A 21,438-nucleotide genomic window follows, 5' to 3' on the forward strand; every position below is an offset into this window, starting at 1 on the left:
TGGAGTTGATAGGCATTTATTGCAAAAATAAAAGCACAACAATGTTGTGCTTTTGTAAATTATTTTTATTCAGTTCATTGTGACAACGAGAGAGTTTATTAATCAGTCCAGGTGAGTACTGTAGGCACTAAAACCGTAAGCCAAAGTTTCTTTTAAATTGTCTGATGGCTTGAGACTTTTGTTTATAGCATTAGCAAACGGCACGGGAATTCCTTTGATAGTTTCCGGCAAAATTGCATACTCTGCTGTTGGTTCGACAATGTATTCTGGACACTTCGCTTTCATCCCAGCAGTGGCTAGCATTTCTTCTATTTCAGCAGCTGAGTATTGCTTGAGATAAACTGGATTTCTCACAAATGGGTTCAGCCTTCTGATAAAATTATGGATAATATGAGAAGGACAAGACTTATTGTGAAAGGAATGATTAAAAACAAAAATTCCACCAGGTTTTAGCACACGAGAGATATCAGCCAATAAATTTCTTAATTGTGCATCTGGAATATGCATAAAAACGCAATTAGAAATTACCAAATCTATAGAATTATCTTCTAAAGGCAATGTTTCAGCAGAAGTGCAAATCAAGTTAAATTCAGCTTCTGGAAAAAAATTGTATTCTTGTTTAACTTTAATTAGCCGCCGCAATAAAGGTTCAGAAATATCAATGCCGTAATATTTCTCGCATTTCAGATTTTTCGCTTTCGAGAGATGTAAAGGTGCGCGACCATAACCAGAACCAATTTCTAGAATAGAACCGACAGATTTATTCAACGGAAATTTGTTCCAAGTACCTCCAGGCGTACCAGTTAGCAGAGTGTAATCTTGTTTAATGGGCGATGTCGCTGCAACTTTTTCAATTTTTTGGGAGCCATAATATGTTTTACCAATTGCATCCCATGTTTTTTTATGTTGAGTATTAGTTAATTGTTCATAGTCGCTAGGAAAATAAATTCCATCTCGTAATTCAAAGTCATTTAGACTGGATTTTACATTTGCTAATTGAGACATTATGATTATCCTCATCAATAGTGAATTCTGTTTTCTGTTATACTCTTAACTCAGCATTAACCGCAAGTGATTTTTACTGAACGGCTTTCCCTAAGCCTTTTTTAAAGTCTATAACTATTTTAAATTCGATGGAATGTGCTAGCAAAGAGCCTATTGCATCCAAGTGAAAACCGCTATAATGACAACCCTTGCTCGCTCAAAACACAAGTTCGTATACATTAGTTGATGGACTGCAACAATTGGAGGCTGCGATGGTAGGAGGGTTAAAACAAAAACGGGTGGTAGTTGTAGGTGCTGGTTGGGCTGGTTTAGGAGCAACCTACCATTTAGCAAAACAAGGTTATGATGTGACACTTCTCGAAGCAGGCCCCTATCCTGGTGGATTGGTGGCGGGTTGGCAAACAGCGGCTGGAAAATCTGTTGAAGCTGGCATTCATGGCTTCTGGTATCCTTACAGAAATATTTTTTCCCTAATCAATGAATTAGAAATTAATCCTTTTACTACTTGGACTCGTTCTTCGCAATATTCGCCAGCAGGTTTGGAAGTTGAATCACCAATTTTTCAAGATTTACCGCGACTCCCCTCGCCACTAGGAACTTTTCTCTACACTCAGTTTAAACGATTACCACTAATTGACCGTCTCAGCGCCCTGCCTTTACTTTATGCGGTTGTTGATTTTGACAATTCTGATGCAGCTTGGCGGCGCTATGACTTTGTAACTGCCCGTGAATTGTTCAAAGATTTTAACGTTTCTGCGCGACTTTACCGCGATGCTTTTGAACCAATGTTATTAGTGGGCTTATTTGCCCCTGGCGAACAATGTTCAGCCGCCGCAACTTTAGGGATGCTTTACTTTTTTATTCTGGCTCATCAACCCGATTTTGATGTGGTTTGGTGTCGGGGAACTGTCGGAGAAAAGATATTTCGTCCTTGGGTGGAACGTATTGAAAAAGCTGGTGCGCGAGTGTTGCCGAAGCGCCGGGTTACAGACTTAATTGTTGATAGTAATCAAGTCAAGGGTGTGGTTTGTGGTGATGAAGTAATTGAAGCAGATGCCGTAATTTTTGCGGTTGGAATCACGGGGATGAAGAAAATTGTTTCAACTAGCCCTAGTTTACAAAGCCGTGAAGAATTCCGTAATTTGAGCAATTTAGGAGCAATTGATGTTTTAGCCACGCGGCTATGGTTTGACCGTAAAATTGATATTCCTCGTCCTTCCAATGCTTGTTTTGGATTCGACACAAGTACAGGTTGGACGTTTTTTGATTTGAATGCTCTACATGATGAATATCGGGATGAGCCGGGAACAGTGATTGAAGCTGATTTTTATCACGCCAATCAGTTTCTGAATTTGAGCGATGAAGAGATTTTATCAATAGTTCAAGGTTATTTAGCAACTTGTATACCAGCGTTTCGGGAGGCAAAGATTATTGATAGCAGTGTAATTCGGCTACCTCAGGCGGTAACTCACTTTGCACCTGGTAGCTATCGTTATATGTTGCCCGCCAAGACAAGTTTTGAGAATGTATTTATGAGTGGGGATTGGATTGTGAACCGTCATGGTTCCTGGTCGCAGGAAAAGGCTTATGTTACTGGTTTAGAGGCGGCGAATTTGGTGGTGTCTTATTTGGGAGAAGGTCAGCCATCTGAGATTTTAGCTGTAGAAGAAGATGAAGTGCATATCCAAGTGGCGCGATCGCTCAACCAAACTTTGGGTAACTTGAGTAAATCTATCCTGCCTAACTTTTGGTTGCCGTAATCTATGGGGATGCACTGCTGTGCTACCCTACTGTATGTATATTTCTCGCAAATCTAGTTAATCATCAATTGTAATTTAAATTCGATAAGCTAAAGAAAGCGATCGCGATACCATCCTTATAATGTAAATCAAATCACATAAGCTTATGGAGCCAGACTCTTTACCAACTGAGGTGATTCTGACGCATCCGCGTGAGTCCCTCGGTAAAGTGCAACTTGATTGGACACCCCAACCCGGAAACTATCTCGATTTTGAAGGTAAAACCTACGCGGTTTTAGAACGCCGCCATCGATACCAACTTAAAGGTGGGCGCTACCGCTTGCATAATATTGCTATTTATGTACAGTCTGCTAAACGACCATCTGAGAAAAGTTTGGTAGCGGGACGTTGGGTAATCGGTGATGCCACCTGCTGCTACAATGCTCATTCAGAACTCATTCGCTGTGCAGTAAACCCAGATGGGCCTTGCGAATCTTGCCGCTTTTATGAGTGCTGAGTGCTGAGTGCTGAGTTAGGAGTTTGGAGTTAGGAGTTAAGAGTGAGGAGTTAAAAGTTATTTTCCCTCATCTCTTGCATCCCCGTCAGCTTCCGGCACCAAAAACTTCTCCTACAGTTATGCGGGTACCATTAACAAAATCCCATCCCGACTGGGGACGTTTACCAGCTAACTGAACTTCTCGCAACAGCAATAAACCTTCCCCAGTTTGGACGATCGCACCGATTCCTTTGGCAATGCTGACTACAACTCCTGGTTTATCTGATGTATTTGACAAATCAGGCAATTTATGTGCTAATTCTTGCAATTCTGGTGGGAGATCGCGTAGACGCAAAGCGGCTTGTCGCCAGACATCGCTTACAGAACCAAGGGGAGCAGAAGCGGTGATTTTCAACAGGTTGTCACGAAAGGTAGCCGTGCAGTTAGGGTAAAAGCCTCTGATTTGATTGTGTAATTGAATCGCACTTTTTGACCAATCCAAAGCATAATCTTGTTTTTGAATCAGAGAGGCGTAAGTAGCTGCTAAATTATCTTGGGGAATTGGTTGAATTTCTTTACGTTCCAACTTCAACAGAGTTTCTACCAACAAATCTCCACCGATCTCTGCTAGTCTATCGGCTAAATCTTGGGCATTATCCAGTAATCCAATCGGTGTAGTAGCTATTTGGAGCATTGGGCCGGTATCCATCCCTGCATCCATTAACATTGTCGTGATCCCCGTTTCCCTCTCACCGTTGTACAAGCACCACTGAATCGGCGCTGCACCCCGATATTTGGGTAAAATCGAGCCATGCACATTAATGCAGCCCAATTTTGGCATATTCAATATTTTTGACGATAATATCTGTCCATAAGCGACAACAACAAACACATCTACATCTGATTTTTTGAGTTGGGTTAAAGTTTCAGTGTCTTTTTTCACCCGTTCGGGTTGCCATACTGGTAAGTTGTGAGCAGTTGCGATCGCTTTGACAGGTGAAGGGGTCAGTTTATTTCCGCGTTCCCGGCGTTTGTCTGGTTGGGTGACAACCGCCAGCACCTCGAATTCTGAATGATTCAATAATTTTTCCAAGGTGGGTACAGCAAAATGAGGTGTACCAAAAAATACAATTTTCATTAATAATTAGTAGTTTTTAGTCGTGAGTCATTAATTAATCGTAAGTGCGCCCTTCATAACTGACAACATTTAAGTTGCATGTTGAAACAGAAGTCACTCAGCCATTATCAGCAGCCTCCTGAATTCCGAACAGCAGTTGCAAAATACAGTTGTTACCTGTAAATAATTTTGGCTGTTTGGTGGTAGAATATTTTCGTATTAATGAAACCAAAGGCTGCTTGATTAACTTAAATAGTTAAGTTGACAAGTGTAACAGCTAGTATTATGCGCATCTGCCTCTAGTGAACCTAATCACTTAGTGGTTTTTCGTTGCGATTCGCTAGAGCATCTACCGAGTGAATTTTCTTGTGTTCCCGCTCGTATTCCCGAAATTAGCTTTCAACGTAGTTAAATTTCCGAAAAACTATTGCGTCTTCTAGCTATTTTTGTAGTTTAGATAGCAATTTATAACTTTGGGTTGCTGATAGCAATATCTTCTGAGTATGATGTATTATGCGTCCGCTTTCCCAGGTTTTTAATTAACGCCTCACGTTTACCATCATGAGGGTTTGCGCTGTTATATTTAGTGTGTAACCTAGCCTATTTGCTGTGTACTAGCGATCGCTCGTACTATCCCCAGTAGCTAAGTTAGATTATCTCTTATTTGCCAGCATCATTCCTCAAACTATATCCTAAATATCCCTTAACCAAGACTTATTTTTGGTGTGTTTTTGTATAGGGTAGTTATAGATTGTGTAGTAATTACTGAGTTCTCAGCATATTTACTATACTCGCATATTTTTGCAAAAAAATATCCCGTACTTAAGTCAGAAAAAGTGTAGACGATGATACTTAATTTTTGTAAACCTCTGCAAACTTTGAAGATATTATTTCGTCATTACTTTTAGTTTCTTGTTATACATATAACTACCACCTGCCCATTGCTATTGATGTATTGCTTCTCACATAGCAATTGCCCCCTCTAGAGAGTCTACAAATGCTTAAACCCCTTTTGCTGTCAGGATGGTTCCGCACACAACCATTTCTCAATTACGTTGTCGTTGTGATACTTATTGCACCTTTATTAGGAGCATCGGCTCACACGATCCCAGTAAGATCCGAAGTACATAAACTAACTTCGATGGCTGGAGAATCTGACTCTGTATCAAAGGAAATAGCTGTAGTTGGGGAACCTGAGATAGCTGAAACATTAAAAACAGATCAAATCGAATCGATCACAGAAGAATTTGACTCTGTGCCAACACAAAGTATTGCTGTTCAGGAACCGCAAGTATTACCAGCGGATAAAATTGAGTCTTCAACTGAAGTAGATAATTATCTCTCAAGCAGCGATTTAGATTTAAGTGATGTAACTGTTCCCGATTCTTTGGCAGCAGTTGAACTCGCACCATCAACAGATGTTCCTGTTAGCCAACTTAATTTAATACGTAAACTTAAAGCTGCTAATGTTAAGTCTTTGAGAGGACAAGAAAATTATCTCTCTAGAAAAAAGTCTTTTACTGAATCATTGACAGCAACTCAAGTAGCACCAGCTATTAGAGAATCTCAATCAACCACAACGACGGAAATACCTGTTGTGGAAACAGCTAATGAGTCCCAAGCAGAACAAATAGATCCCATCGGCAGCCCTCATCCGATTCCTTGGAAATGGATTACAGCAACTCAAGAAGCTATTGCTGCTAATGGTGGTTCTGGAGTACGTCACTATCGCAGCGTACCCGTGATTTCTCCAGATGGTAAGTATGCTGTTTATAGTCGAGTACAACTGGAAGTAAAACCCCAAATGTACAACAGCCGTGTCACCAGCATGATGTTTGTCCAAGATATGCAGACTAAGAAATTGTGGGTGATGGCTTCAACGACTCCAGTTAGCGATCCTTTATTAAAAATAAAGGCTGTAAAAGGAGAATCGTCTGAAGAAAGTGATCCGAGTGGTAAGATTGGGGTATTAGTTCCAGTTAGTTGGTCAGAAAAAGGCGATCGCTTCTTAGCACGCAAGTTTGAAGGTATCTTTAACACAGGTGATTCTACAGATAGTGCAGTGATTTGGGATCGGCAAAAAAATCACGCTAACACAGTCACTCCTGTTAGTGAGGAAGAACATGAAAAAATTGCCGTATTGTTAGGTTGGAGTAAAAGCCAACCAGAACATGTGTTATTTCGTGCAGGGGAATTGGGCGAGGAAAACTGGCCATTAATGCAAGTTGCTAATGATGGCAAGACTATCACTACAACAGACAACGATCGGCCGATTACTTTTGGTAAAAAGGTGACAGAAATTTGGGCAGGCCCACAAGTTGCCTACCGATAGTTTATTGGCTAGTTACAAGCCTCATCCCCTCATGGATGGGGCAATTAACAGAAAAAATCTTGCAATCTGCCATTAATGGGCGAGTCCTATTTTTCGTCAGTAAGGGACAGTGAGAAACTAGATTACTCCTAAGTCTTTCCAAGCCGTTTTGCAATACTTTTCGGATAAATCCAACAATCTCTCTTTGGTCTGGGTAAAGGTTAAAGGGGAAGGGGTAAAGGTAAATATCAAACCCTTTCCCTTTCCCCTTTCCCCCTTAACCGAAAAGTATTGAGCCGCTTTGTAGCATCTAGCATCACTTTAGCAACCACAAGCAAAACTCCAATCGGTAGTACTAGAGAACCAAATATTTTAATCGCATCTCCCAAGCTAGATTGAGCAGGTGCAGTAGTTCCAATAAAAGTGTTTCGAGGGTTGGTGCGATCGTACCAAACCTTTACGATTTGCCCCCTTTCAAATTGAGCATCTCTGGGACACTTGTGACGCCTTGAATCTTGACAAGGACGGCGTTTTACAACGCAAGGCTCACTTTGTTCTTCATACTGCTGACCTTGAACTGTAAATCGAATTACTGGACAGCTCAGTTTTTTACCCTCTGGCTCAGACTCGCTAAAGGTGAAGGTTTCTCGACGAACTACAGTTGCGGAGGTAGCTTCCCATTGAATGCGTGGCTGGGTTAGAGTTGACCAGGTTGATAATCCAGTAATTGTAACAAGCATCACCCCAAAAAAAGCAGCCAGCCCAATAAAAATAGCAGCAGATACGAGGAGGGTGATACGAAAAAAGATTATTTGAAGCCGTGACATACAAGCCTAACATAGTCTCAATAGTACTTGTATGCAAGTATACCCAAATAAAAAATTGTGTTATTTCAACTCATCTGACGTAGAATCGTTTTTTTGTAAATATTCTTAATTAATTAACCAAAAAGTTGGTATGATTCGTCGCAATTGGCAATAATTTCACTACATCCTAATTAAGTTGGCACAATCAAATCAAACTATATGAAGAAAAATGAACTAAGCTAAAACCCTTATGTTTATTGCTTATTCCAACAACAATTATTTACGCCGACTTACTTAGTTATTAAAACTTAATCCTAAAACTATAAAGACTTATTTATCACCTCTTTCCCATTCAGGTATAGCACCCTTCACTCGGCGGATGGGCAAATTAGCAATCAAAGCTGTGGTTCGTTGGTTGCTTTCTAAGGAGAACTCCAAGCCCTCTGTCTCAATTTCGACATAGCGACAGACTACATCTAGGATTTCTTTCCGCATTTTTTCCAACGTTTGAGGATCTAAGTCAGCGCGATCGTGAGCAATCACCAATTGCAGGCGACGTTTAACTTGAGTTCGACTGCTATCAGGGCCGCGAAAAAAAAGTTTTTCTAGAAGTTCAATCATTACGAATAGGTCTGGCGCGGAGACTGGAAAAGTAAGTTAGACAATCTTTGTCCTGAACAACCTTCGTATCCGGGCGAAGATGCTGTCTTGGGACGAGTCGATCTCCAGAAATTCGACACTTTCCCCTTCTAATCTACGAGCAATGTTCTCAAAGGCTGTGGCAGCTAAAGATGGATTTTCCGCTAACACTAAGGGTTCGCCGCGATTGGTAGATACAATAACACGCTCGTCGTCAGGGATTACCCCGATCAAGGGAATGGCGAGAAGTTCCTGAACATCTTGCACTGACATCATATCATTTGCTTGCACCATTGAGGGTCTGATGCGGTTAATTATTAAATGAACACGCTTGATACCTTGTGCTTCTAGTAAGCCTACTACCCGATCGGCATCGCGAACTGAAGAAATTTCTGGTGTGCTGACAACTAACGCTTCTTTAGCCGGGCCGATCGCATTTTTAAACCCATTTTCAATACCGGCAGGGCTATCAATAATCACGTACTGATATTTTTGTGCTAGTGCATTCACCAATAACTTCATCTGTTCGGGTGTGACTGCATCTTTGGAACGATTTTGGGCTGCCGGCAAGAGTACGAGATTGGGTTGGCGCTTATCTTTTACCAAGGCTTGTTCTAATCGGCACTCTCTGGCTAAAACTTCTACCGCAGTATAAACGATGCGGTTTTCCAGCCCTAAGAGCAAATCCAAATTTCTCAGACCAAAATCCGCATCAACCAAAGCAACTTGACGCCCCATTTTGGCCAAAGCCATACCCAAATTTGCTGAAACTGTGGTTTTACCCACTCCTCCTTTACCGGAGGTAATCACAATAATGCGAGTCATGATAGAAATGCGGTCAATGAGGGTTCAGGAAATATAAAACAGTAAATTGCAGTATAAAGTATGAAGTATCGTATCAAGTATGAAGAAATATCTGTTCTCCCTGATGAGGGCGAGGCATGAATATTTGTCTTATTTCATCCTTACCTATATACTTCATTCTTTAAGTAAATATTTATGGCTCTTGATTGCTTTTGGTAAATTGATTTCTAGAAAAATCAGTAGCCCTAGCGATACGAATTCCTTGGGGCGTAATATGTGCCACCTCTGGAGAAAACTGGATTGGCGGTTTTTCTGGTGCTCTCGCTACAGCATCTGCGATCCGCAGTTGGGTTGGTTCCATTTGCAAGGCCATAATCAGACACTCACGATTGCCTCCAGCCCCAGCATGAGCAATTCCACGCAAACGACCCCAGATAATAATATCTCCATCTGCAATTACAATACCACCTGGATTTAAATCTCCCAAAAGAATTACTGTCCCAGGATGACGAATTTCTACTCCAGAGCGGACTGTCATTTCTAAATAGAGGGCATCTTCTTGGGGGATCGCTGTAGCGGTTGGCTCTGAACTCAGGGAAGTTGCGGGCTGTAATTGTTCTACTGAATACCCAGAAGTTACAGCAGCGATCGCAGTTTGCCGCCGACTCGTCGAGACAGATATCAGTCGCAGTTGGACTTCACTCAAAGCTTCGGCGAGTTCTTGGAGTTGTCTGGTATCCACTAAACGGTCTTGTGCCATTAAATGCACAGGTGTATTAGCTACCCGGAAGCGATCGCCTGCGCTCAGACGTTGCCTGATTTGTTGCCAAATATCAGACCAAGTGAGTTCTGAGGCAGATACTTGAGATTCTGAGGGCAAAATTAATAAAAGTCGTCCCTCCTTACTTTTTAACTGGACTTGACTATTGTCATTTACACGATGCCCTGGTAATGCTAACTCATCGGGATTTAAGTCAGTCAGGATAAAATCCGCTCCGGCATCAGTATTTGACTCTACATCTGGGTCAGCAGGATTTGACTTTACATCTCCAAGAACAGTATTTGATTTTAAATAAAGGAGGACAGATTTTAACTCAGCATCCGGGAGGATAGAATCTGACTCTACATCAGAAACAGTAGGATTTGCCTCTACCTCAGAAAGGATAGAGTTTGATTCTGCATTAGGAAGTGCAGAATTTGACTTTAGATTGGGAATCGCAGAATCAGAAGTCATGCAGTACTAGCCAAAAGACAACAGATTTTCAATTTTGGGTCGCACCTTTGGTGCGCTGACAGCGCAACTTGGATTTTGGATTTGTGTCACTCACATAACGACCGGCTCAGTGACCACAAGGGGTATTGGCGTAGTAGGATATTAGTCCGACATTAACCAAAAGACTCTTTAATCTCAAATCGTTCGACTGAGTGTAGCCGTACCCCGCAGGAGTTGCAAGCTACGCGTAGCGTTCCGCAGGAAAGTCTAAAATCTCAAATTGGCACGGTCAACCTCTGATAAACTGTCCCCAAGGCATCAGCATCGCCGACATTACCTGGAAACAGCACCACAGGCAAATCAGGAAACTGGGGATGATCGGATGACGTTAACACCATTGAACAACCAGCTAAAATTTGACCGAGTAAACGGGCTGAAGTTAAAGCTAGTCCAGTACTCAAGACATCGTTTGAAGTAATGCCACCCTTGCTGATTAAGAATCCTATATCAGATGGTAAACCGCGCACAATATCCATTAATAAACTTGAAACTTTTTCCCCAAACTCCAATCGTGTCTTGACATCTTGAAAATTTAGTTCCTGACGGCTAGTATAAACCACTGGTGTTTTGCCAGCTTCGTGTGCCGCCCGTGTACTTTCTTGGATTTCAGTTAGTAATGTCGCAGATTGATTTGCATCATCAAGTAATCGCCCCACATTCACTTCGATGCCCACAGTTCCTTCTAGTTGCAACAGCGCCTCTAATTGCTGGGTAGTCTTTTTCACATGGGAACCAACAATCACCGCACCTGGTTTGCCTTGGCGCACGTACTGCCCCATGTTTTCGGCGGCAATGGGTTGGGGTGGTAAAGCAGCTAAAGCCGTTAAAATACTTGCTGCACTGCGAAAGAGAAAGCGTTTGCCTTGACTGGCGGCTGCTAATATATCTACTGCAAAGCGGTTGAGATCGGCTTGAGTTTCACCATCGACGACAGCGCACTGATTACCATTAAGTTGTAACAATCGTTCCAAACTACCAGCGCGAATATCGGACAGGAGAAACCTTTCTACAACTTCGGCACTAATTCGTCCTTGAGTCTTTTCTTCGACGTACTTGGGTAAGTAACTGTGATGGTAGCTGAAGACGGAATCACGAGCAAATTCGGTTTCATGGACTGGGGTGGTTACACTGTCAATCATCAAGTAATGCACGCTGTCACGGGTGAAGCGTCCGCCTTCAAAAAATGCTGGTACGAGAAAATGAGCATCAAAGGGGCCAAGTTCTTGTGCGATCGCATCAGTTTCAATGGGATAATGTCCCCGCAAAGTAGAATCAGAACGGCTGACAATTAGAAAATCGTCGATTCCTTCAGCATTCAAAGCGATTTTCAGGTTCTGGCAAACTTCTTTGGTGACAGATGCAGCTGACTCTGGCGTTAGCGATCTAGTATTAGTCAGCACAAAAAAAATCGGCGAATCATCCTGTAACCCACGGCGTAGAGTGTCTACATCCCAGTGCATTAGCAGCAAGCAGCTGTGGACTGTTTGAGAACCTGTAGGGTCATCATCTAGGACGATTATTTTGGGTTTGTTGCTCATTTAAGTCAACGGGGCGATTGTTTTCTGGGAAAGTATTGGGCGACTAGAAGTCGCTACTACATAAGCAAAGTCCACCTCCGTGAACTAATCCAAAATCAAGGGTTTTCTAACCTGCGGAGGCAGGTAAATTCTCGTGTAACCACTTTTACAAACATTCTCTTAGCCTTTTTGCAATTTTCTGATTTCTGCTTGCACATCGATCGCAATTTGCAATGATTGATTTAGCAGTTGAGCATATTCGCCTGCTTGACTACTAACTTGTAAAGCTTGCAGACTGGCTAAATTATTCACAAATAACTCTTGGTTATTAGCAAGCAATTTTTTATTATCTCGCAAAATTCGTTCCGTTTTCAGAGCGCGGACTAAATCTTCTCTAATTAGTTGTAGGGCGGCGGTGACTTTATCTCGGTCATGGATACTGCTTTCTACGTTTCCTGATGCTGCCAATTGGTCATTAATATCGATCGCACTAACCAGGTCATGATATTTATCAACTTCATCTAAAAGTATTGTCAATCCTTCAGGACAGGTTAATTGTCGCCACAGCCACCGCCCCACTAATATCGGCATTGGCACTAAAATTAGTAAAAGAATTCCTAGTCGAATTGAAGAACCAATAGTTGGCAGAATAATAAACGCGTAAACAAAGCCCACAATTATTGGCGTTAGTGCCAGCGTCACCAGCATTTCACTGATAAAAAACCCTAATCGCTTTTTGCTATCTCGCAAAACCGAGGGGCGAAAAACGTCTTCTGGATCGAACCCAGTCAAACGTCTCAGTTCCCCCTTACTAATTTCCAAGCCTATTAAGTCCGGCTGCACGTCTGCATACTCCTATGGAAACCCAAGTTGCGTATTCATTTTAATCGGGTTTACCGTGATGATTGTGGTTATATTCAGGAAACCAGTTTTCATCTAAGATTTGTTCTAAAGAGCCAATGGGTATAGCAGGAAATATGTCAATGGCAAGTTGAGAGCGATCGCTGCTGAAGTAATTCTTCAATCGCTTCCCATTGTCCAGGGCGAAAGTCGGCTGTGGAATTATCAAGCGCTTGACGCAGAAGCAATAATCCCTGTTTTTGAAGGTCGGTTGTCATATATACTAAGTGGCTGTTGTCATTTCTGTTGTAACATCAAAGACAAATAGTACTTAGTTATGTTTAGGACTCACACCACTTATTTGTGAGGCTGTAGCAAATCAAATGTGTGGGAATCTTCAACAGGTGTTCGAGGTTTGGGCTGTAGCCTTGAGTCGCTAATGGTATATACTCAGCATCCATCATGCTGAGGTTATGAATTTCAGCTAAGGTGCAATACCGAAAATATTCCTTAAGTCTAAATTAAAGCTTACTCAAAGAATGAGGTTTTGATTTCCCAAGTCATTGAGAATATACGAGATTCCATTCATTAAACTCCAACTTATCAGCCCAAAAAATCAATTATTACTGAGGGAAAAAATGGCTAAAACTAAAGCAACAGACATTCTTTCATTAATTGAAGCAGAGCATCGGCAAGTTGAGAAGCTTTTTGCAGAAGCAGAAAAAGCTAAAGGTGCAAAGTTGGTTGAGCAATTCAATCAAATCTATATAGAACTGATCTTACATGCAAGAACTGAAGAATTAGTGTTCTACCCAGCTTTGCGAGAATACGAAGAAACTGAACAATATATTGAAGAGGCTGAAGAAGAACATGAAGAAGTTTCAGTTATTTTAGAAGAAATTAAGGGGCTTAAGCCTACTAAACCTGAGTTTAAAGAAAAGATGAGCGAATTGAAGGAAATACTTGAGCATCATGTAGAAGAGGAAGAAAGCGAAATTTTTAATGCTGTGCGCGAATGTATGAGCGATCAAGAGCTAACTGAATTAGGACAGGAGTTTCAAGAGACGAAAGCTAAGTTAGTGTCAAATGTAGAAGCTGCATTAGCAATGTAGTCATGCACTTTTTTTTAAATGCTTGCATAAATAATTAGCCATGTTCTACACGTAATTAGGCATTAAAATTACCTAAATATTACTTCATCAAAGAGGATAAAAATGACTGCTACAAATGATAAAAGCAAAATTCGTTACGCCGTTGTTGGTTTAGGTTGGTTTGCCCAAGAAGCCGCCTTACCTTCCTTTGTCCATACTGAAAACTCGGAATTAGTCGCACTGGTTTCAGATGACCCTACAAAAAACGAAGAACTGAGCAAAAAGTATGGGATTAACCATACTTACTCTTACGATGAGTATGAGGACTGTCTGGCAAGCGGCGAGGTTGATGCAGTTTATATTGCGTTGCCCAATCACTTGCATTGCGACTTCACTGTTCGGGCTGCTAATCAGGCAATTCATGTATTATGTGAAAAGCCAATGGCGGTAACTGAACAAGAGTGTGAGGCAATGATTAAAGCTGCCAATGACAATAATGTGAAGCTGATGATTGCCTACCGCTTACATTTAGAAGAAGCCAATTTACAAGCAGTCGAAATTTTGCGCTCAAAGCAAATTGGTGAACCACGAATTTTCAACTCGGTTTTTACTCAGCAAGTAGAAGAAGGCAATATTCGTTTACGAGATGTCACAGGTGGTGGGACGCTCTATGACATTGGCATTTACTGCATTAATGCTGCACGTTACCTATTTCAAGATGAACCAATTGAAGTATTTGCTGTAGCTGCCAATAACGGAGAACAACGCTTCAGCGAAGTGGAAGAAATGGCTAGCGTCATCTTGCGCTTCCCGAATGAGCGATTGGCAACATTTACCTGTAGCTTTGGAGGGGCAAGTGTTTCGACTTATCAGATTGTAGGTACTCAAGGCGATTTACGAGTACAACCTGCATATCCTTGGCAGGGAGAAATCAAGCATTACCTGACAATTAATGGTGAAACTCAAGAGCATACTTTTGAGGATCGCGATCAACTAGCAGCTGAATTTACCTATTTCTCTGATTGTATTCTGCAAGATAAAGACCCAGAGCCATCTGGGACAGAAGGATTGATTGATGTTTCGATCATTCAAGCGCTTTATCAGTCAATTGAAACTGGTCAACCTGTACAAATCGAAACTAGTAATCGCCATCAACGCCCCACATCGGATCAAAGTATTGAGCATCCTCCTAGTGACGAGAAGCCAGACTTGATTCATGCTGCTGCACCTTCTGGGCAGTCGTAAGGTTCATTGAAGAAGATGTTTAAATGCTCTGCATGGGAATGCTTCATGTATGCTGCTGACTCCATGTCTGACTGGAAACAGCAGTCCCTAATTAGTCATTCCCATGCAGAGCATAGGAACAAAAGAACAATGAGGAAACCTAGCTTTTTTCGACGACTTGTATATACACCGTAGATTCCCTAGTAAATGGTCATTAGTGTTGAGGGGTTAGGTTTGAATAAAAGTTGCACAAGACGTTAATTTATAATCTATGTACAACTACTGAGGACTATTGAAGGAATATATCCATTGACGGGGGATGAAATTGGCACCCAACCATCTTTTCCACGATTTTTAATTGTTACTTGCTGACCACTTTGTAGAACTCCAAGAATAGGACTGTTAATTGAGGGTTCTTGCCTGACACGTAAAACTCCTCCCACAAAAATTTTGCGACAGTTATCTGTTTGAGAAGTTGTTTGTGAGGGAGGTACTGGCTGTCCACATTGCTTGAGATAAGCGGCAGATATATAGCCAGACTGCGGTGATGATATTGCCACCCAGCTACTTGAAGAATTGGTCTTTTCAATAATTACAAGTGAGTAATTACGCAATGTCCCAATAATTGCACCATCTGGACTAGACCGGATATTGAGATTATCACCATTAGTCTCAACTCGGCGGCAGTTATCTGGGGCCTGTACAAGTTGGTATTTACTTGAATTTTGGAGTGATGTAGGAATAGTAGAGCTAGCAGGATATGCTGTCAGCGTCAACGAAAGTGTTGCAGTTATCGCTAAAGGTTTTCGCCAGTCAAGAAACTTTATCATGAGCAAACATCTTAGTCTAAAAATAATAATTAGTAATACCAATTATTTGTGAAACACAAAATCAAGCTTGCTAAGACTTGGGACTTATATCATGTCCGCCAAATTACCCATAATAAAAGAACCCCACCCCCAACCCCTCCCCGCAGGCGGGGAGGGGAGACAAAGCACAGCTTTGGCGGGGTGGGGTTCTTCGGATTTAATAAGCAATCAAGCGGACATGATATTAACCCCTAAGTTCTGGAGCAATCTCACAGGTAAATCGGTATAAGTTGCATTTTTAATAAATGACGTTGGTGAAGAAAGTTTTGTTGCAAAAAAACGCTTGAGTAGTCAAAAGTTTCTGGAAAATTAACAACACCTTTTTTTGAGTTTGCTTGCTATATTTATTAAACTTACTATTGTGATATCGAAGACATTTAGTACTAGTTATATTGTCGCGATCGCTCAAGAAAATAAGGCAGATAAATCAATGGCGGATCAAGTAAAATTACTACCGACAATGATCTATTCTGCCTAATGAACAACTAAGTATAAAAACTTAAGGATAAAGACCTCTGTCAGTCAACGCCTGAGCTACTCTACCTACCCCCAAGGTGTAAGCTGCTAACCTTAAAGAAATTTGCCGTACCTCCGACTGATGAATCACCTTGCGGTACGCTTGTACCATCAAATGTTCCATTTCGCGGTTGACGCGCTCCTCATCCCAAAATACGTAGGAAAGACCCTGTACCCACTCTAAATAACTGACTACTACACCGCCAGCATTGGCCAAAATATCTGGTAACACTGTCACACCCCGCGCCTCTAAGGCCAAGTTAGCCTCAAGAGTAACCGGGCCGTTAGCTGCTTCTGCGACAATTTGCGCCTGCACCTGATTGACATTTTCTTCAGTGATTTGGTTCTCCAAAGCTGCTGGTATTAAGACATCACAGGGTAAGGTTAATAAATCTGCATTGCTAATTGGTACAGATTGCGGGAAACCCACAATACTCTTACGATTTTCAGCAGCGTAGACTTTTAACTTAGGAATATCAAGACCAGCTTCAGAGAATATTCCCCCAGCACCAGTTGAAACAGCGATAATTTTTGCGCCTGCTTCATATAGTAATTCCGCTGCGGCACAGCCGACGTTACCGAAACCCTGAATGGCTACTCGCACTCCTGCCAAAGATTTACCTCGATCTGCTAACGCCTCACGGACAATAATCATCGTGCCACGTCCGGTTGCCATTTCTCGCCCCAGAGAACCACCAATAGAAAGGGGTTTTCCAGTTACAACTCCTGGTACAGCATGACCAACATTTACAGAGTAGGTGTCCATCATCCAAGCCATCTCACGTGCAGAAGTACCCATATCTGGCGCAGGAATATCTACGGAAGGCCCAATATCTTTAATCAACTCGCTGATATAACGGCGGCTGATTCGCTCTAATTCGCCAACACTGTAGCGTTTGGGATCTATAGCAATGCCACCCTTTCCACCACCGTAAGGAATACCTAACAAGGCGCATTTCCAGGTCATCAACATTGCTAGAGCGGATACTTCGCGCAAAGTCACAGCCGGATGGTAACGAATTCCGCCCTTGTATGGGCCTAAGACATCAGAGTGCTGCACTCGGTGTCCAGCGAGAACTTGTATTTCCCCATCATCTAACTTCACGGGGATGGAAACCGTAACAACTTTACGCGGGTGGCTGAGAATTTCTAGCAAACCCTGATTTAAATTTAATTCTTTAGCTGCCGCTTCTAAGTAGCTACAGGCTTGGTCAAATGGGCATATATGCGCTGGAGAAGCAGGTTCTGACAGCAACAGAGATTTTGAAATCATAAGTTTTCTCCTAATCACGGTATCTTTGCGAACCGGATCTCATCTGTACCTAAGCTTATCCTTTTTTTTTTGAAAAAGGAAAGATTTTGTAGTTTTTGTTACAGTTTTATATTTTATATTCTGATATGTAAAAATTATTCAAAAATCACTGTTGTAGGGGCGCACAGCTGCCCCTAAATGAAAATTTATATGTTATTGGTCAGATAGTTAAATCCAAAATTTTTACCTTCCTAAAGCGATCGCGGCATTCTGTCCCCCAAAACCAAAACTCAAACATAATACCTGGCGGATTTTGCTTAGACGTGCTGCTGTAACAATATCTAAATCAAACTCTGGCTGCTGCAATCCTAAACAAGGTGGTAAAATTTGATGTTTTAGCGCCATGAGAGAAAAAGCTACACCTAAAGCCCCAGATGCCCCTAATGTATGACCTGTGCTTCCTTTCGTGGAGCTAACTGCCACGCCTTGGGGAAACAAACGCTGGATTACCATGCTCTCCATTTGGTCATTTAACTGGGTAGCTGTGCCATGAGCATGAATGTAATCGATATCGGCTGGTGTCAGACAACTACGTTCTAGACATTGTTTGATGGCAGCGATCGCACTTTTCCCTTCAGGTTCTGGTGAATTACTATGATATGCGTCGTTAGTTAAGCCAAAACCGAGAATTTCACCATACACTTTTGCTTGACGCTGCTTTGCAAACTCTGCTGATTCCAAGACAAACACAGCTGCGCCTTCGCCCAAGACTAAACCTTCTCGCTGCAAATCAAAGGGATAAGCGCCAGTTTTTGCCAAAGCACCCATCTGCTGAAACCCAGCTAAAGTTAAGGGTGTAATTGGTGCTTCCACTCCACCTGCGATCGCTTGTTGACATTGCCCAGTTTGGATAAGTAAAGCTGCTTGGGCAATAGACCAAATTCCAGTTGCACAAGCTGTCATTGGTGCTAAAACTATCCCAGATGCACCGATTTGTCTTGCAGCTGCGATCGCATTGATATGAGGTAATGTATCTAGCCAATTTCCAAAAGAGGAAACGGGGAAATGATTCGCGTTGTACATTTCCCGCGCCAGCATTTCCCAAGACGCTTGATAAGAACGACTCGATCCAATGACTACAGCACAATCAGTTAAAGGTGCAACTAATCCAGAATCTTGTAAAGCAGAAGCAACAACCATCCGAGTTAACATTGTCAACTCAGATGGTTGTTCAGCAATCAAACCTAGAGGAAGTGGTGTAAGTTCTGGAAATGGTTGATGTAAACGAATTCCAGATTTACCTAAAATTAAATTTCGCCAGCTATCCTCTAAGCTTCCACCCAAGGCGGAAACTAAACCAATACCAGTAACAAAAATTTTGACCAATTTAGGAGTTAGAAGTTAAAAGTGAGGAGTTAAGAGTTAAGAGTTTTTCCCTCGCCCCCTGCTCCCCTGCCCCCCTGCCACCTTCCTCCTACTGTCCTGGTGCTTTCAGATTTTCAGCGCCTTGAGTGACTTTAGCAGAGTCAATGCGATCGCCTTGTTGAATTTTGTTCACGACATCAAAGCCTTGAGTGACATTGCCAAACACGGCGTAGTTCCCATCCAAAAATGCTAGATCCGCTAAAGCAAAGTAAAACTGGGCAGAAGCTGAATCTGGTGATTGCGATCGCGCCATCGCTACTGCACCCTGTTTATGGGGCAATACGACAGCTTGAGCAGTAGCATCAAATGGTTTATTGTAAATCGGAGTATCCGAACCTTTTGGCTTAACTTCTAAAGGTATATAACGAGCATTTCCCGTTTTTGGGTCAATATAGCTACCTGTTCCCAGTCTATCTGCTGGAACTTTTGGGTCTTTGCTTTGGGGATCGCCCCCTTGAACTACAAACGGTTGGGGTTGGCGCACAACTCGATGGAAAGCTAAACCATCGTACACACCCTTTTGCACTAAATCTACGAAGTTGCCAGCTGTGATGGGGGCATTAGTGCCGTCTACTTCGATAGTAATCGGCGAACCTTTAACTGTGATTACCACAGTAGCCTTGCCTTCAAGGCGCGGTAAATCTGCCAGTCCAGGAATACTCTCACTAATAGTTTGAGATACAGATGTTGCTTCAGTAGTTGTCTTGGTGCTTGCCTCGGTTGTAGCCGAGGTAGCAGTCGAGTTTGGAGAAGAGCTATTAGAAGCGACTTGCTGTGTTGAACATCCTCCCAACATCAAGGCACTGATAATCACAAGAGAAAGCAAAAATTGTGAAATTTTTAACCGCATTGCCTGTTACCGATTTAACCAGAGTATCTTATCGTTTTGAGGAGCATTGGGATTAGGGGAGAGGCGACAGGTAATAGGGAATAATCTGTACCCTGTTACCTCTACCCTCTACCCTAATTTCTTAAAGTCCTTCTAGTGATACTCCCAAAAAGCGGGCTAACTTTGCGCCTTCTGTTTCCAACTCTGTTAAAGATACCGGTTGTCCAACCCGTGTTAAGGGTATATCTCGCCGTCCTTTAATGCGTAGATAGAGGGCGCGACGGGGGTTAAGACCTTCTTTTATGTCTATTAATACAGATTGGACATCTTCTATGCGGCTATCAATCTGGATTCGGCGGTTTTTACCAGGAAACCCCCAGCGGAAGATTTTGATTGCGCCAGTTTCCCGATCGAATTCGTTGTAACCGCCTCCAACATCCAATAAAATCACTAACCACAGGTATGTAGCTAATAGCAAGCCAGCGGTACCATATAACCCCATTACTAATCCTTGGGGGACAAATACCAGTTGAGTGGGATCGGAAACTATGAGTAAATTAACTTTTAAATAACTGGATATTCCAGCCAATAAAAAGCCGCTTGCTCCCAAGGTAACGATAGTTGCCCACCAGTAGTTACTGAACCGACGAGAACCGAGAACATTTTGGTGCAGGAGGCGATCGCCTTTGTTAATCGTTGTTGATGTCGTCATTGAACTACCATTGCCTGTGAGATACTCGCTGTGACATACTCGCACACTGAATGCTTTTGCATAGAGTGGTGGGTTCCTGTGCCAATCCAGCTATTGCTTAGGAGGCACGGAGAGCTATGTTTGAAATCCACGGGAACCCTGCCGCAGACTATAAATTTTTCACTTTGTACCTGACAAATTTTACTGTCCCGGATAATGCCGGCTTACTTGTAATAGGGGACAAACCACTTAGGCTATTTGTATTAGTCAAGATATGCCAACTTCCTTTCTCCTTGTCTAACGTTTCACATAGGTTTTCCAGAGGTGTATCAACGACCGTGGCGGCGAAGTGACTATCCGCATTTTACCAAACATCGTTGACAAAAACTCAACTGCGCCCTTCTATGTTCCTGCTACCGATATAATTTTTTAGGGAGTGTTGTACTATTTTTTTACTCAATGGCCGATCAAAATTCTTTCTCCCTGTCCTTCAGCCCCCCTTATTCCCTGCCACCCTCTCCCTGCCTCTTTTTGACCTCTTGAAATGAGTTATCTACCTACCTCCATCTACATTAAATTTTTTTAGATTTCTGAGAAAAGTTGTGTCAAATTGTAAAATTTCTGATATTCATATTATTTATAAGGTTCGTGTTTCATAGCTCATTTCCTTTTGCGTATCAGGCAAAAACCCTGAGTAGTGTGATAAGTTAAGAATCATTAAGTTACCACAAGCTAGATTACTAGCCGATGGTACGTGTAATGTCATAACCCTGAGAAATAATGACTTAACTAGTCAGTAAGCTCTCAGAATCTCAGTTACTTAAAAGCAGTTGAGATTGTCAAAAAAAACGTTAATTCCTCTCGGCAGTCGGTTACATTGGCTTTCCGTAATGCCTTAGAAACGTTGCAATTTTAGTAAAAAAAGAGGATTTTAGTCCGATGACCATCGCAGTTGGACGTGCCCCTAGTAGAGGGTGGTTTGACGTTCTAGACG

19 protein-coding genes and 1 pseudogene are annotated in these 21,438 nt (G+C 42.1%); 5 read left to right on the top strand and 15 right to left on the bottom strand.

Annotated features, from left to right (window positions below):
- Nucleotides 1-102: 102 nt before the first annotated feature.
- Entirely contained in the window at nucleotides 103-1,005 is a 903-nt protein-coding gene (locus RMY27_RS23065) for a class I SAM-dependent methyltransferase (RefSeq protein ID WP_322667150.1), read from the bottom strand.
- A gap of 251 nt (nucleotides 1,006-1,256) precedes the next feature.
- Here RMY27_RS23065 and RMY27_RS23070 point away from each other — a divergent pair, with 251 nt between their 5' ends.
- Nucleotides 1,257-2,765: a hydroxysqualene dehydroxylase gene (locus RMY27_RS23070; protein ID WP_322667152.1), complete on the top strand. Its 1,509-nt coding sequence runs from the start codon at nucleotides 1,257-1,259 to the stop codon at nucleotides 2,763-2,765.
- A 145-nt stretch (nucleotides 2,766-2,910) separates the two neighbouring features.
- Nucleotides 2,911-3,261: a DUF6464 family protein gene (locus RMY27_RS23075; RefSeq protein ID WP_322667154.1), complete on the top strand. Its 351-nt coding sequence runs from the start codon at nucleotides 2,911-2,913 to the stop codon at nucleotides 3,259-3,261.
- A gap of 85 nt (nucleotides 3,262-3,346) precedes the next feature.
- Here RMY27_RS23075 and fmt read toward each other — a convergent pair whose 3' ends face one another.
- Nucleotides 3,347-4,378 carry a methionyl-tRNA formyltransferase gene (gene fmt / locus RMY27_RS23080; RefSeq protein WP_322667156.1) on the bottom strand — a complete coding sequence of 344 codons (1,032 nt, stop codon included), beginning with the start codon at nucleotides 4,376-4,378 and terminating at the stop codon, nucleotides 3,347-3,349.
- A gap of 976 nt (nucleotides 4,379-5,354) precedes the next feature.
- On the opposite strand from fmt, the gene RMY27_RS23085 reads away from it, so the two are divergent.
- Complete coding sequence (locus RMY27_RS23085; protein WP_322667158.1) at nucleotides 5,355-6,689, top strand: hypothetical protein; 1,335 nt, start codon at nucleotides 5,355-5,357, stop codon at nucleotides 6,687-6,689.
- Between the two features lie 227 nt (nucleotides 6,690-6,916).
- On the opposite strand, the gene RMY27_RS23090 is transcribed toward RMY27_RS23085, so the two are convergent.
- The 8 genes and pseudogenes from RMY27_RS23090 to RMY27_RS23125 all read right to left on the bottom strand — a co-directional run bounded on the left by RMY27_RS23090 (nucleotide 6,917) and on the right by RMY27_RS23125 (nucleotide 12,825).
- Nucleotides 6,917-7,495: a DUF3592 domain-containing protein gene (locus tag RMY27_RS23090; protein WP_322667160.1), complete on the bottom strand. Its 579-nt coding sequence runs from the start codon at nucleotides 7,493-7,495 to the stop codon at nucleotides 6,917-6,919.
- Nucleotides 7,496-7,804: 309 nt separating this feature from the next.
- Complete coding sequence (minE, locus tag RMY27_RS23095; RefSeq protein WP_194045484.1) at nucleotides 7,805-8,095, bottom strand: cell division topological specificity factor MinE; 291 nt, start codon at nucleotides 8,093-8,095, stop codon at nucleotides 7,805-7,807.
- 36 nt (nucleotides 8,096-8,131) lie between these two features.
- A complete protein-coding gene (gene minD, locus RMY27_RS23100; RefSeq protein WP_104908781.1) occupies nucleotides 8,132-8,938 on the bottom strand; it encodes a septum site-determining protein MinD in 807 nt (268 codons plus the stop codon).
- Nucleotides 8,939-9,110: 172 nt separating this feature from the next.
- Complete coding sequence (gene minC, locus RMY27_RS23105; RefSeq protein ID WP_322667163.1) at nucleotides 9,111-10,151, bottom strand: septum site-determining protein MinC; 1,041 nt, start codon at nucleotides 10,149-10,151, stop codon at nucleotides 9,111-9,113.
- Nucleotides 10,152-10,405: 254 nt separating this feature from the next.
- Nucleotides 10,406-11,728: a four-carbon acid sugar kinase family protein gene (locus RMY27_RS23110; RefSeq protein WP_322667165.1), complete on the bottom strand. Its 1,323-nt coding sequence runs from the start codon at nucleotides 11,726-11,728 to the stop codon at nucleotides 10,406-10,408.
- A 159-nt stretch (nucleotides 11,729-11,887) separates the two neighbouring features.
- Nucleotides 11,888-12,550: a hypothetical protein gene (locus RMY27_RS23115; protein ID WP_322667167.1), complete on the bottom strand. Its 663-nt coding sequence runs from the start codon at nucleotides 12,548-12,550 to the stop codon at nucleotides 11,888-11,890.
- A gap of 40 nt (nucleotides 12,551-12,590) precedes the next feature.
- Nucleotides 12,591-12,716 (bottom strand): annotated as a pseudogene (locus RMY27_RS23120) (DUF29 domain-containing protein); the annotation flags it as partial.
- Complete coding sequence (locus tag RMY27_RS23125) at nucleotides 12,688-12,825, bottom strand: hypothetical protein (RefSeq protein ID WP_322667169.1); 138 nt, start codon at nucleotides 12,823-12,825, stop codon at nucleotides 12,688-12,690. The gene RMY27_RS23125 and the pseudogene RMY27_RS23120, both read right to left, overlap by 29 nt.
- Before the next feature lie 360 nt (nucleotides 12,826-13,185).
- Between RMY27_RS23125 and RMY27_RS23130 the strand changes: the two genes are divergently transcribed.
- Nucleotides 13,186-13,659: a hemerythrin domain-containing protein gene (locus tag RMY27_RS23130; protein ID WP_322667171.1), complete on the top strand. Its 474-nt coding sequence runs from the start codon at nucleotides 13,186-13,188 to the stop codon at nucleotides 13,657-13,659.
- A gap of 102 nt (nucleotides 13,660-13,761) precedes the next feature.
- The gene (locus RMY27_RS23135; protein ID WP_322667173.1) at nucleotides 13,762-14,883 is read left to right on the top strand and encodes a Gfo/Idh/MocA family oxidoreductase; all 1,122 of its coding nucleotides are present in this window, start codon (nucleotides 13,762-13,764) and stop codon (nucleotides 14,881-14,883) included.
- A 248-nt stretch (nucleotides 14,884-15,131) separates the two neighbouring features.
- Here the strand turns inward: RMY27_RS23135 and RMY27_RS23140 are convergent, their stop codons facing one another.
- From RMY27_RS23140 to RMY27_RS23160, 5 genes are all read right to left on the bottom strand, one after another.
- A complete protein-coding gene (locus tag RMY27_RS23140) occupies nucleotides 15,132-15,692 on the bottom strand; it encodes an SH3 domain-containing protein (RefSeq protein WP_322667175.1) in 561 nt (186 codons plus the stop codon).
- Between the two features lie 538 nt (nucleotides 15,693-16,230).
- On the bottom strand, nucleotides 16,231-17,520 hold the full coding sequence (locus RMY27_RS23145; protein ID WP_322667177.1) for a Glu/Leu/Phe/Val dehydrogenase: 1,290 nt from the start codon (nucleotides 17,518-17,520) through the stop codon (nucleotides 16,231-16,233).
- A gap of 222 nt (nucleotides 17,521-17,742) precedes the next feature.
- Nucleotides 17,743-18,885: a beta-ketoacyl-ACP synthase gene (locus RMY27_RS23150; RefSeq protein WP_322667179.1), complete on the bottom strand. Its 1,143-nt coding sequence runs from the start codon at nucleotides 18,883-18,885 to the stop codon at nucleotides 17,743-17,745.
- 88 nt (nucleotides 18,886-18,973) lie between these two features.
- A complete protein-coding gene (locus RMY27_RS23155) occupies nucleotides 18,974-19,774 on the bottom strand; it encodes a peptidylprolyl isomerase (RefSeq protein ID WP_322667181.1) in 801 nt (266 codons plus the stop codon).
- A 121-nt stretch (nucleotides 19,775-19,895) separates the two neighbouring features.
- Nucleotides 19,896-20,465, bottom strand: a complete 570-nt coding sequence (locus tag RMY27_RS23160; RefSeq protein ID WP_322667183.1) for a photosystem I assembly protein Ycf4 — start codon at nucleotides 20,463-20,465, stop codon at nucleotides 19,896-19,898.
- Nucleotides 20,466-21,438 lie beyond the last annotated feature (973 nt).

The sequence above is a fragment of the Nostoc sp. DedQUE09 genome, from assembly GCF_034530915.1.
In the GTDB taxonomy this organism is placed as follows: domain Bacteria; phylum Cyanobacteriota; class Cyanobacteriia; order Cyanobacteriales; family Nostocaceae; genus Nostoc.

Bases quoted from the DNA above. Each gene is read 5' to 3' on its own strand.
- RMY27_RS23090 (WP_322667160.1), bottom strand. From the start codon at position 7,495: ATGTCACGGCTTCAAATAATCTTTTTTCGTATCACCCTCCTCGTATCT.
- RMY27_RS23075 (WP_322667154.1), top strand. From the start codon at position 2,911: ATGGAGCCAGACTCTTTACCAACTGAGGTGATTCTGACGCATCCGCGT.
- RMY27_RS23070 (WP_322667152.1), top strand. From the start codon at position 1,257: ATGGTAGGAGGGTTAAAACAAAAACGGGTGGTAGTTGTAGGTGCTGGT.
- minE (WP_194045484.1), bottom strand. From the start codon at position 8,095: ATGATTGAACTTCTAGAAAAACTTTTTTTTCGCGGCCCTGATAGCAGT.
- RMY27_RS23155 (WP_322667181.1), bottom strand. From the start codon at position 19,774: ATGCGGTTAAAAATTTCACAATTTTTGCTTTCTCTTGTGATTATCAGT.
- RMY27_RS23125 (WP_322667169.1), bottom strand. From the start codon at position 12,825: ATGACAACCGACCTTCAAAAACAGGGATTATTGCTTCTGCGTCAAGCG.
- RMY27_RS23110 (WP_322667165.1), bottom strand. From the start codon at position 11,728: ATGAGCAACAAACCCAAAATAATCGTCCTAGATGATGACCCTACAGGT.
- minC (WP_322667163.1), bottom strand. From the start codon at position 10,151: ATGACTTCTGATTCTGCGATTCCCAATCTAAAGTCAAATTCTGCACTT.
- RMY27_RS23135 (WP_322667173.1), top strand. From the start codon at position 13,762: ATGACTGCTACAAATGATAAAAGCAAAATTCGTTACGCCGTTGTTGGT.
- RMY27_RS23140 (WP_322667175.1), bottom strand. From the start codon at position 15,692: ATGATAAAGTTTCTTGACTGGCGAAAACCTTTAGCGATAACTGCAACA.
- RMY27_RS23145 (WP_322667177.1), bottom strand. From the start codon at position 17,520: ATGATTTCAAAATCTCTGTTGCTGTCAGAACCTGCTTCTCCAGCGCAT.
- RMY27_RS23160 (WP_322667183.1), bottom strand. From the start codon at position 20,465: ATGACGACATCAACAACGATTAACAAAGGCGATCGCCTCCTGCACCAA.
- RMY27_RS23065 (WP_322667150.1), bottom strand. From the start codon at position 1,005: ATGTCTCAATTAGCAAATGTAAAATCCAGTCTAAATGACTTTGAATTA.
- minD (WP_104908781.1), bottom strand. From the start codon at position 8,938: ATGACTCGCATTATTGTGATTACCTCCGGTAAAGGAGGAGTGGGTAAA.
- RMY27_RS23085 (WP_322667158.1), top strand. From the start codon at position 5,355: ATGCTTAAACCCCTTTTGCTGTCAGGATGGTTCCGCACACAACCATTT.
- fmt (WP_322667156.1), bottom strand. From the start codon at position 4,378: ATGAAAATTGTATTTTTTGGTACACCTCATTTTGCTGTACCCACCTTG.
- RMY27_RS23130 (WP_322667171.1), top strand. From the start codon at position 13,186: ATGGCTAAAACTAAAGCAACAGACATTCTTTCATTAATTGAAGCAGAG.